11 protein-coding genes are annotated in these 10,911 nt (G+C 70.8%); 10 read left to right on the top strand and 1 reads right to left on the bottom strand.

Going from position 1 to position 10,911, the window contains the following annotated elements:
* Window positions 1–20: 20 nt before the first annotated feature.
* The 7 genes from ybeY to CHC05_RS15440 all read left to right on the top strand — a co-directional run bounded on the left by ybeY (window position 21) and on the right by CHC05_RS15440 (window position 5,488).
* A complete protein-coding gene (gene ybeY / locus CHC05_RS15470) occupies window positions 21–488 on the top strand; it encodes an rRNA maturation RNase YbeY (RefSeq protein ID WP_089249554.1) in 468 nt (155 codons plus the stop codon).
* The gene (locus CHC05_RS15465; protein ID WP_089249245.1) at window positions 485–1,834 is read left to right on the top strand and encodes a hemolysin family protein; all 1,350 of its coding nucleotides are present in this window, start codon (window positions 485–487) and stop codon (window positions 1,832–1,834) included. Before ybeY ends, CHC05_RS15465 begins: the two co-directional genes overlap by 4 nt.
* Window positions 1,827–2,192 (top strand): cytidine deaminase, encoded by a 366-nt coding sequence (locus tag CHC05_RS15460; RefSeq protein ID WP_089249243.1) that lies wholly within the window; start codon window positions 1,827–1,829, stop codon window positions 2,190–2,192. The genes CHC05_RS15465 and CHC05_RS15460 overlap by 8 nt, the downstream gene beginning before the upstream one ends.
* Window positions 2,189–3,073, top strand: coding sequence for a GTPase Era (gene era, locus CHC05_RS15455; protein WP_089249241.1), 885 nt, complete (start codon window positions 2,189–2,191; stop codon window positions 3,071–3,073). The genes CHC05_RS15460 and era overlap by 4 nt, the downstream gene beginning before the upstream one ends.
* 13 nt (window positions 3,074–3,086) lie before the next feature.
* On the top strand, window positions 3,087–3,860 hold the full coding sequence (locus CHC05_RS15450) for an NAD-dependent epimerase/dehydratase family protein (RefSeq protein WP_089249239.1): 774 nt from the start codon (window positions 3,087–3,089) through the stop codon (window positions 3,858–3,860).
* 64 nt (window positions 3,861–3,924) lie between these two features.
* A complete protein-coding gene (locus CHC05_RS15445; RefSeq protein ID WP_089249237.1) occupies window positions 3,925–5,085 on the top strand; it encodes an acyltransferase family protein in 1,161 nt (386 codons plus the stop codon).
* A gap of 55 nt (window positions 5,086–5,140) precedes the next feature.
* A complete protein-coding gene (locus tag CHC05_RS15440) occupies window positions 5,141–5,488 on the top strand; it encodes a response regulator (protein ID WP_245870866.1) in 348 nt (115 codons plus the stop codon).
* On the opposite strand, the gene CHC05_RS15435 is transcribed toward CHC05_RS15440, so the two are convergent.
* Window positions 5,477–6,115 carry a response regulator transcription factor gene (locus CHC05_RS15435; RefSeq protein ID WP_218824567.1) on the bottom strand — a complete coding sequence of 213 codons (639 nt, stop codon included), beginning with the start codon at window positions 6,113–6,115 and terminating at the stop codon, window positions 5,477–5,479. The genes CHC05_RS15440 and CHC05_RS15435 overlap by 12 nt on opposite strands.
* 42 nt (window positions 6,116–6,157) lie before the next feature.
* Between CHC05_RS15435 and CHC05_RS15430 the strand changes: the two genes are divergently transcribed.
* The 3 genes from CHC05_RS15430 (at window position 6,158) to CHC05_RS15420 (ending at window position 10,903) form a co-directional block, all read left to right on the top strand.
* Window positions 6,158–7,522 carry a sensor histidine kinase gene (locus tag CHC05_RS15430; protein WP_144022605.1) on the top strand — a complete coding sequence of 455 codons (1,365 nt, stop codon included), beginning with the start codon at window positions 6,158–6,160 and terminating at the stop codon, window positions 7,520–7,522.
* A 64-nt stretch (window positions 7,523–7,586) separates the two neighbouring features.
* On the top strand, window positions 7,587–8,516 hold the full coding sequence (locus CHC05_RS15425) for a PrsW family intramembrane metalloprotease (RefSeq protein WP_089249229.1): 930 nt from the start codon (window positions 7,587–7,589) through the stop codon (window positions 8,514–8,516).
* A gap of 113 nt (window positions 8,517–8,629) precedes the next feature.
* Complete coding sequence (locus CHC05_RS15420; RefSeq protein WP_089249227.1) at window positions 8,630–10,903, top strand: protein kinase domain-containing protein; 2,274 nt, start codon at window positions 8,630–8,632, stop codon at window positions 10,901–10,903.
* The last annotated feature ends 8 nt before the right edge of the window (window positions 10,904–10,911 follow it).

Here is a 10,911-nt window from a genome sequence, read left to right as displayed (position 1 = left end):
GCTTTCCGAAAGAGGCAGTGTTGTCCATCGAGATCGCCAACGAGTCCGGTGTCGCCGTCGACACCGACGCGGTGCTCGCCGTAGCCCGCCACGCCCTCGACGAGATGGGTGTCAACCCGCTCGCCGAGCTGTCCGTGCTGCTCGTCGACGTCGACTACATGACCGAGCTCAACCACCGGTGGATGGGCGGCGACGGTCCCACCGACGTGCTCGCCTTCCCCATGGACGAGGGCAGCGTCGACCACGGGCCGGGCGAGGTCAGCGGCACGGAGCCGGCGTTGCTCGGCGACATCGTGCTCTGCCCGGAGGTGGCGGCCAAGCAGGCGGTCACCGCCGGCCACTCGGCCGCCGACGAGCTGCACCTGCTCACCGTGCACGGGGTCCTCCACCTGCTGGGTTACGACCACGCGGAGCCCGACGAGGAGCGGGAGATGTTCGAGCTGCAGTCGCGGCTCCTGACGGGCTGGCGGGCGGCGCGGGCACGGTGATCCACCTAGCCGCGACCGCCGCCGCGATCCAACCAGGGCTTCCCGACCTCCAACTGCTCCTGGTCGCCGCGGGCCTGGTCGTCCTCGGCGGGTTCTTCGCGATGACGGACGCCGCGCTCGGCGCCGTCTCCCCGGCCCGGGCCGGCGAGCTCGCTCGGGAGGGTGTCCGCGGTGCGCGCACCCTCCAGATCGTCGCTTCCGACGCGGTGCGCCACATCAACCTGCTGCTGCTCCTGCGGCTGCTCTGCGAGCTCACCGCCACCACCCTGGCCGCGCTGGTCGCGGTCGACACCTGGGGTGCGGGCTGGCGAGCCGCGCTGGTCACCGCCAGCGCGATGACCGTGGTCAGCTTCGTCGTGGTCGGCGTCGCGCCACGCACCATCGGACGGCAGAACGCGTACGCCGTCGGTCGGGCCACCGCGCCCCTGGTGCGCTGGCTCGGCCGGGCGCTCAACCCGCTCGCCTCGCTGCTGATCCTGATCGGCAACGCGGTGACGCCGGGGCGCGGCTTCCGGGAAGGCCCGTTCGCCACCCAGGTCGAGCTGCGCGAGCTGGTCGACCTGGCCGAGCAGCGCGGCGTCGTGGAGAGCGGCGAGCGCCAGATGATCCACTCGGTGTTCGCGCTCGGCGACACCATCGCCCGCGAGGTGATGGTCCCGCGCACGGACATGGTCTGGATAGAGGGCACCAAGACGCTCGGCCAGGCGCTGGCGCTGTTCCTGCGCTCCGGCTTCTCGCGCATCCCGGTGATCGGTGAGAACGTTGACGACGTGCTCGGCATCCTCTATCTCAAGGACACGATCCGGCGGCTGGACGGCGAGGACGAGCAGGAGGTGCCGGTCGCCGACGTGATGCGCGACGCGACCTTCGTGCCCGAGTCCAAGCCGGTCGACGACCTGCTCTCCGAGATGCAGGCGGCGCGTACCCACCTCGTGGTGGTGGTCGACGAGTACGGCGGCACCGCCGGCCTGGTCACCATCGAGGACATCCTGGAAGAGATCGTCGGTGAGATCACCGACGAGTACGACAACGAGCGTCCCCCGATAGAGCACCTCGACGACGGCGCGGTCCGCGTCGCCGCCCGCGTGCCGGTCGAGGACCTCAGCGAGCTGTTCGACGTCGACCTGCCCACCGACGAGGTGGAGACGGTCGGTGGCCTGCTCGCCCAGGCGCTCGGCCGGGTGCCGATCCCGGGCGCCGAGGCGACCGTCGACGGCCTGCACATGGTGGCCGAGGGCGTGGTCGGCCGCCGCAACCGGATCGATACCGTACTGGTCCGGCGGGCCCACCAGGACCCGGACGGAGCCAACGACGACAGTGACGAGAGGCAACACGCGGATGTTTGAGTCGCCCGACCTCGGGCCACCCGCCCACCTCGACGCCGAGGACACCAAGCTGGTCACGCTGGCGCGTGGTGCCCGGGCCCGGGCCGGTGCGGTGGAGGGCGCCGCGGTGCGCGACCAGGACGGCCGCACGTACGCGGCCGCGACCGTCGCCCTGCCGTCGCTGACCATGACCGCACTCCAGCTGGCGGTCGCCTCGGCGACCGCCGCCGGCGCGACCAAGCTCGAGGCGGCCGCGGTCGTCACCGAGGCCAGCACGCTCGACGGCGCCGGCCACGCGGTGGTCCGCGACCTGTCCGCCGACGCGCCGATCCACCTGGCCGCGCCGGACGGCACCGTGCTGGGCACGGTGGGTGCATGAGCACGGCGTACCGGGCCGGTTTCGGGTGCTTCGTCGGCCGGCCCAACGCCGGCAAGTCCACGCTGACCAACGCGATCGTCGGCCAGAAAATCGCGATCACGTCGAGCAAGCCGCAGACCACCCGGCACGTGATCCGGGCCGTCCTGCACCGCCCCGACTCGCAGCTCGTCCTGGTCGACACCCCGGGCCTGCACCGGCCGCGGACCCTGCTCGGCGAGCGGCTCAACGACCTGGTCCGGTCGACCTGGAGCGAGGTCGACGTGATCGGCCTGTGCATCCCGGCCAACGAGGAGGTCGGCCGGGGCGACCGGTTCATCACCGGCGAGCTGGCCGAGCTGAAGGCCACCGTGCTGGCCGTGGTCACCAAGACCGACCTGGTCGACAAGGCCACCCTGGCCAAGCAGCTCGTGGCGGTCGGCGAGCTGGCCGACTTCGCGGCGGTGGTGCCGGTCAGCGCCACCACCGGCGACCAGATCGACACGCTGGTCGACGTGATGACCGGCTTCCTGCCCAAGTCGCCGCAGCTCTACCCCGACGACATGATCACCGACGAGCCGGAGGCGATCCTGATCGCCGAGCTGGTCCGCGAGGCGGCCCTCGAAGGCGTGCGGGACGAGCTGCCCCACTCGATCGCCGTCGTGGTCGAGGAGATGTTCGACGAAGGCTCCGTGACCAAGATCTACGCCGACGTCTACGTCGAGCGCCAGAGCCAGAAAGCTATCGTGATCGGGGCGCAGGCGAGCCGGCTCAAAGAGATCGGCACGCGCTCGCGCCTGGAGATCGAGGCACTCCTGGGTCGCCGGGTCTACCTCGACCTGCACGTCCGCGTCGCCAAGGAATGGCAGCGCGACCCCAAGCAGCTACGCAAGCTGGGGTTCTGAGCTGGGAGGTCTGATGCGGCGGGTGCTGGTCACGGGAGGCGCCGGCCGCATCGGCGGGTTGTTGACGACCCGGCTGGCCGGCGACTACGCGGTGCGCTCGTTCGACGTCGCTCCGCACCAGCCGGCGCCCGGCGTCGAGGCGATCCGCGGGGTGATCGGCGACCTGGACGCGCTGGTCGAGGCGTGCGCCGGGGTCGACGTGGTGATCCACCTGGCCGGCATTCCCGCGGAGGCGATCTGGGAAGACCTGGTCCGGGTCAACCTCGACGGCACGCGCACCGTGCTGGAGGCGGCGCGGCTGGCCGGCGTACCCAAGGTGGTGTTGGCGTCCTCGATCCACGCTTCGGGCTTCCAGCCGCCGAGCACGACCCCGCTGCCGGCCTCCTCGGCGCCTCGGCCGGACACCTACTACGGCTGGACCAAGGCGGCCATGGAGTCGCTGGGCAGCCTCTACAGCGACCGGTACGGCCTGACCGTCTTCGCCGTCCGGATCGGCGCGTTCCAGGAGACACCCTGGTCGGAGGTGGACGTGCCGATCTGGCTGTCGCCCGACGACTGCGTACGCCTGATGCGCGCCCTGGTCGACACCCCCGTCACCGGCTTCCGGGTGGTCTGGGGCGTGAGTAACAACTCCACCGGCTGGCTGGAGCTCGACGCCGAGGTCGGTTACGCGCCCACGGACGACTCCGCGACCGTCGCTCACCTGGCCGCACCCAGCGACGTGGCCGCGCACGCCCACCTCGGCGGAGTGTTCTGCGCGGTCCCGCTCGGCAAGCCGCTCTGGTGATGTGGGATTGCTCACCGGTGCCTGAGGTTTGATCGTGAAAGTCGTTGGGGTACGGCTTGACCCGATGCGGAACCGTTACATAGACCTGCTGCGCGCGGTGGCCATCGCGCGGGTCGTCGTCTACCACACCTCCGGCTGGACCCTGCTCTCGTTCGTACCCGCGATGTCGTTGATGTTCGCCCTCGGTGGTTCGCTGATGGCGTCGTCGCTGGACCGCGCGGGCGTACGCGCGGTCGGCCGTCGCCTGCGCCGCCTGCTGCCGTCGCTGTGGGTGGTGTCCGCGATCTTCGTGCCCGCGATGTGGCTGACCGGCCTGGACGCGCACTGGAAGCTGCTGCTGTGGGTGGTGCCGCTGGCCGACCCGCCGGCCAACCACTGGGGCGCGCTGGCCCTGAGCACGATCTGGTACCTGCGCGACTACCTGTGGTTCGTGCTCGTCTCCCCGCTCGCGCTGTGGCTGTTCCGCCGCTGGCCGGTGCCGATGCTGATCGCGCCGTACCTGCTGCTGGTCGTCTTCGAGCTCGGCCTGCTGTCGGGCCCGCCGGTGCTCCGCGACTTCGGCCTCTACCTCGGCGCGTGGCTGCTCGGTTTCGCACACCACGACGGCCTGCTGCGCCGCTGGTCGAGCCGGACCCTGTCGGTGGCCGCGGCGGTGTTCTGCGGCGTGGGCCTGGTCTGGATCCTGACCCACCCCGGCTTCCGGGGGTACGACCTCAACGACATCCCGCTCGGCAACGCGCTCTGGTCGGCGGGCGTGATCCTGGTGGCGCTCGGCTTCCTGCCGTCGACGGCCGACTGGATCACCCGCTGGGCCTGGTTCGACCGGCTGGTGACACTGCTCAACTCGCGCGCGCTGACCATCTACCTCTGGCACATGCCGGTGGTCATCCTGGTCGCCGCGGTCGCTTCGCCGCTGGGGTACGAGGGCCTGCAGGCCGACCGGGTGGCGGTCCGGCTGGTCTTCGTCGTGCTGCTGGTGGCGGTCGCGGTGGCGGCGTTCGGCTGGGTCGAGGACCTGGCCGCCCGGCGCCGTCCGGTGCTGCTGCCGGGCGCCCGCCGCCGGCCCCCGATGCCGATCCCGGTCTCGCCGGCGCCCGCCGCTGTCCCGGATCGCCCGGTCCTGGTGTGGCGTTGGGACGCGGCCGGCGCACCGGCTCAGCTCGACGAGCGCCGCCACGTCGCGGTGGTCTCCCGGTGGACCTCCACGAACGGCCCGCACGTCTGAGGATTGCCGGCTAGCAGGGATGCCGGCGGCCGCCTGGTGGGGTCATGGTGGTGGGGTGAACCTGCTCATCGTGGACGACAGCGAGCGCTTCGTCCGGTCCGCCCGGCGGCTGCTGGAGCGGGAGGGCGCCGTGGTCGCGACGGCGGCGACGGGCGCGGAGGCTCTCGCGGTCGCCGGAGCCCTCCCGGTCGACGTCTCGCTGGTCGACGTGCAGCTCGGTGCCGAGAACGGGGCTTCAGTTGCCGACGCGCTGGCCGCCGCTCGTCTCGGCGGCCGGATCCTGCTCATCTCCACCCGCGGCGCCGACGACCTGGCCGACCTGCTGGCGGGCTCGGCGGCGGTCGGGTTCGTCCCGAAGTCGGACCTGTCGGTGGCGGCGATCGAGGCGGCGCTACGCGTTTAGGTAGCGGACCACGGCCAGCACCCGCCGGTGGTCGGCCTCGGTCTCGGGCAGCTCCAGCTTGGTCAGGATGCTGCGCACGTGCTTCTCCACGGTGCCCTCGGCCAGCCAGAGCCGCTGCGCGATGCCGGCGTTGGACCGGCCCTCGGCCATCAGCGCGAGCACCTCGCGCTCGCGGGGGCTCAGCGGCGCCAGCGGGTCGACCCGGCGGCGGGTGTTGACCAGCTCGCGGACCAGGTCGGGGTCGACCACCGAGCCGCCGGCGGCCACCCGCTGCACCGCCTCGACGAAGCTCGCCACGTCGGTCACCCGGTTCTTGAGGAGATAGCCGACGCCACCCTCGGCGCTGAGCAGCTGGAGGGCGTGCTCGACGGCGACGTGCGCCGACAGCACCAGCACGCCGGTGCCTGGGTGCCGGGCGCGGATCGTCTCGGCCGCGGTCAGCCCGGCCGTGCGGTCGGGCGGCATGCGGACGTCGAGGATGGCGATGTCCGGCTCGGTCTCGGCCACCAGGTCGACGGCACCGGGCCCGTCGCCGGCCGTGCCGGCCACCTCGATGCCCGCCCGCTCCAGCAGGCCGGCGAGCCCTTCCCGGAGCAGCACGTCGTCGTCGGCGAGCACCGCCCGGATGGCCATGATTGCCCCTGTCATAGATCGCCTACAGGCCGCACCATGGTACGCGTGCGAATGGGGCTGCTCGGGCGAGTGCTGGTGGGGGCCGGTGTGCCGACGCTGGTCGCCGCGGCCGCGTTCGTGACGATGCTCGGCTCGATCTCCGACGTGCGCGACGCGCAGGGCCGGGTCGCCACCTCGCAGGAGGCGGTGATCGCGGCCGAAGGGCTGTCCCGGGCGGTCGGCGACGTCGCGTTGGCCCAACGCGGCCGGCTGCTCGGTGTCGCCGACAGCGCGTCGGCCGAGTCGGCCGCCGCGGACCGGGTGCGCACGCAGGCGTCGGCGCTGGCCGAGCTCGACCTCGCGGGCGCGGGGGAGCAGGGCCGGGTCGCCGACCTGACCGCGGCGGCCGACGCGTACCTGCGGCGCTCCCAGCGCGGCGCCGACCCGGCCGCGGTGTTGCTGGCCGCCGTCGACCACCGCCTCGACGCGTTCCTCGCACAGGAGCGGGTGGTGGCGGCTGAACAGGAGCGCGCGGCCTCGGCCGCGACCACCCGCGCGGTCACGGCCGCCGGCATCGGGTTGGCGGCGTCGCTGGTCGCGGTGGTGCTGGTCGGCATCTACCTGACGCGTACCGTCTCGCTGCCGATCCGCCGTGCCGGTGCGGTGGCCGGCCGGTTCGCCGGGGGAGACCTCGACGCCCGGCTGCGCGTGACCGGGGTGGGCGAGGTCGGCGACCTCCAGCGGGCCCTCAACGCGATGGCCGCCGGGCTGGCGTCGGCCCGCGCGGAGCTGACCGCCTCGCGGGCCCGCATCGTCGCCGCCGACTTCCGGGTGCGCCGGTCGATCGAGCGCGACCTGCACGACGGCCTCCAGCAACGCCTCGTCGCGCTGGCGCTGGACCTGCGGGCCCTGAGCGCCGACGCGCCGTGGTCGCTGCGGCCACAGGTCGACGAGGTGACGGCGGGTCTGGTCGAGGCGACGGAGGAACTGCGGGATTTCGTGCACGGGATCCAGCCGGCGGCCCTGACCGACAGCGGGCTGGGCGCGGCGCTGCGGACCCTGGCCCGCCGGGCGGCGTTGCCGGTCGAGGTGCGCGCCGATCTTTCCGAGCGGCTGCCGGCGGACGTGGAGTCGGCCGCGTACTACTTCGTCTCGGAGGCGTTGACCAACGCGACGAAGCACGCTGCGGCGTCCTATGTGGAGATATTGGTTTCGGTGAGCGGCGGCACGTTGGAGGTGGTCGTCCGCGACGACGGTGTCGGCGGGGCCGACCGCTCCGCGGGCACGGGCCTGGTCGGCCTGGCCGACCGTCTCGAGGCCCTCGGCGGCCGGTTCACGCTGGTCAGCCCGCCCGGCGACGGCACGACGCTGACCGCGACGATCCCGACTGCCGGGCAGCAGGGTGCGGCGGTTACCGGGTAGCCGGTAGCGCGGATGGCGGCTGGCCACGAAGCGCGTTGTGCCTGTCCGGCGGGACGCTCGTCCCATGACGCAGACTCTCTCGTACCCCATCGCCGCACCGGTCGTCGTTCGTCGCCGTTTGCCGTCGTGGGCCAGCATCCTGCTCGGCGGAGGCGCGCTGTGGCTGGCCACCGTGGTCATCACGTTCGTCACCGGAAACGTCAACCTGGTGCCGACCATCATCCTGGTGGGCGCGTTCCTGGTCCCGGTCGCCTTCGTGGCGTGGGCCTTCAACCGCGCCGACGCCCTCCTCACCCCGTCGAAGATCTTCAGCGCCTTCCTGTACGGCGGCGTCCTGGGCGTCCTGGGCGCCTCGGTCCTGGAGGCGGCGTTCGTGCACAACACGTCGCTCACCGGGTTCATCGGCGTCGGCCTCATCGAGGAGGGCGTCAAGCTGGCGGTCCTGTTCCTGATGGCCCGGGGCCTGGGCCGCTGGACGATGCGCGACGGCCTGGTCCTCGGCGCCACGGTCGGTTTCGGCTTCGCCGCCTTCGAGAGCGCCGGCTACGCGTTCCAGGCGCTGTTCAACGGCCAACAGGGCCTGTCGCTGCTCGGGGTGGTCGAAACGGAACTGCTGCGCGGCATCCTGACCCCGTTCGGCCACGGCCTCTGGACGGCGATCACGGGCGCGGCCCTGTTCGCGGTGGCCGCCCGCCGGGGCAGGGCAACGCTGTGGGCGCGCCCGGTCGCCGTCGCCTACCTGGCGGTGACGGCGTTGCACGCGCTGTGGGACGCGGCCGGCCTGGCGGCGGCGTGGCTGACGCTGCACCTGACCGGCACGCCGCAGCAGTGGGCGCAGGCGCGGGAAGGGATCGCGGTCGCGGCGACCCCGGCGCAACTCCACCTGGACGCGGTGCTGAGCTTCGCGCTCCCGGCCGTGGACGCCCTGATCGGCCTGGCCCTGGTGATCGTCCTGGCGGTCCGGGTCCGCCGCCACGAGCGCGCGTCGTTCTGATCAGCTTCGCTCCGCGTCCACATAGGCACCATCCCGCGCCGGGGTGGTGCCTATTCGAGTTCAAACGCCTGGTGCTTGCCGCGGACCGGGCGATAGATTCGTGATACGCCACGATGGAGGTGACTCCGCTGAATGTCGATCTTGTTTCAGGCTCTGTCATTTGGGATGAGGCCGGTGGCGACCAAGCCAGTGCGTGGACAATTTCGCACATCCTTGGCCGAGGTGATTTCGCCATCGTCTACCAGGCCGAACGCGACGGCCAGCAGGCGGCGATCAAGCTCACCTCCAGAGGTGGCAGCCCGGAGCGACGGGCGCAGATAGAGCGCGACGCGCTCAAACAATTGCGACACCCAGCCATCCCTACGGTTCTCGACGAGGGCACCTGGCACGACAGCGACTTTTTCGCGATGTCACTGGTGCGGGGTGAGACGCTCCAGGCCAGGGTGGCGCGGAAGCTAGTCGACGGCGAACTCCACGGCGACATCGCGACGCTCCGGATCCTCTCGAGGCTGCTGGACGCCCTTGCCCACGTGCACGCACGAGATCTGGTCCATCGCGACATCAAGGACGCGAATCTCGTCTATGACGAGACGACCGGCAAGGTCGGTTTGCTCGACTTCGGCTTCTGCCAGAAAAGCGGTGTCGCCGGCATCCGCACAGCAGACTCGTTCTGGCGCGTGGGGGCAGCGCGGTTCAGCCCGCTGGCGAAATTGTACGACTCCAGCCTGTCGAATCCAGCCCATGACGTCTTCGCCATGGGCGTCATCGGCTACCTCCTGCTCACCGGTGAACATCCGTGGAGTGTCAGCGAGAAGGAAGGGCTGGCCGCCCTGCGACAGCGGCATGAGGACCGTCCGCTCGTCTCCGTCATTGACCGCAACTCGTTCGTCGCCCCCGAGCTTTCCGGCTTCATCAGCCACCTTCTGGCGCGGCATGACGACCAGCGCCCGTCGGCCGCTAAGGCAGCTCAGAAGGCGCAGGAGATACTCGACGAACTCACTGCCCGACGTCTGGCGGGCGGACGGATCGCGCGTGGAGGTCCGTGGGAGAGCCGGTCGCATGTCCTGCGCGATCCCGTCCATGGAGACATCCGGCTGAGTGAGCACGAATACCAGATCCTGAACACGAAAGAGATGCAGCGGCTGCGGTGGATACGGCAACTCGGCCTCACCAATCTAGTGTTCCACGGCGCCGAACACTCCCGGCTGTCCCACGCGATCGGCTGCGTCTTCGTCGTCGAGAAGATGCTCTCCACCATGGAGGACGCTGTCGGCGTTCGCATCGACTCTGAACTGAGGGCCGTGGCGCGCCTGTTCGCGCTGGTCCACGACGTCCCGCACATCGCGTTCGGGCATACGTTGGAAGACGAGTTCGGGATCTGGACCCGGCACGACGCCAACGTCAGCCGGTTCGAGCGACTTTTGCTCGCGTCGACGTCCCAGCTTGGTGAGCGGCTGAGGGCCGACGCGGTTGGCCGGGCCGTCCTTGATCTCATGGACCCGGAGCAGCAGGACAAGCCGCACAAGATCAAGGAACTCGTCTTAGGTGCCACCGGCGCCGACGTGCTCGACTATGTCGATCGCGACGCTGAGTTCTGCGGGATCAACCATCGCATCGACACCGCGATCTACCGTCAGTTCCGGATCGAGTCGTTCCTCAAGCTCGAGGACCAGCATCTGGTTTCGGACATCGCAGGCAAGTACGGCGTGCGTGTCGACCGCGAGCTTGCCGTCGAGACGGTCCTCCAGCAGCGGTACACGATGTTCCTGAAGGTCTATTCGCATCCGGCGAAGCTGGCATCTTCGTGCCTGCTCGCCCGCGCCGTCTACGACGCGTCGCAACAAGAACATCCCCTCGAGGAGGCATTCGTCGAATGGTTCGGTGACGAGGGCCTACTCAGGCAGCTGCGCGGTTTCCCCCGCGAAACTCAGGCGCACAAGTGTGCGAGCCTCATCTTGCAGCGCCGCATCCCAGAGGGCGTCTATCGGGCGAACCTGTTGTCACCTGGCGCGCGGACCAGCCTCGCGTACGGCAACATGCTGGGTTGGGTACGCGACAACAGGTACGCCACTCCAGAGGGGAGGCTGCGACTGGAGAAGGAGATCGGTCAACGGGCCGACTTCGATCCTGAACGGATATTCGTCTACTGCCCGGCCAAAGCGCCGGGCTATCAGACGATCGAGCACTGGGTGATGCAGCGGCGGAATCGCCCCGAGCCGTGGGCGTACGAAGGTGGCATAACCGCGAGCCACCTGGATCTGTGGCAGTTCTGGACCTTCGTGCGCGGTGGCACCGCGCAGGAACGACGGCGCGTGGCGATGGTCTCGCAGGAGATCGTCAAGCGCCCAAATACGATTGACAACTACCGGCCGGATGCGTCGGTCTGAGGGGAACG

It is taken from the genome of Asanoa hainanensis, assembly GCF_900188485.1.
GTDB classification, from domain to species: Bacteria; Actinomycetota; Actinomycetes; order Mycobacteriales; family Micromonosporaceae; genus Asanoa; species Asanoa hainanensis.
The sequence above is the reverse complement of the archived record's forward strand: the minus strand, read 5'-3'. Positions and strand labels throughout refer to the sequence as shown.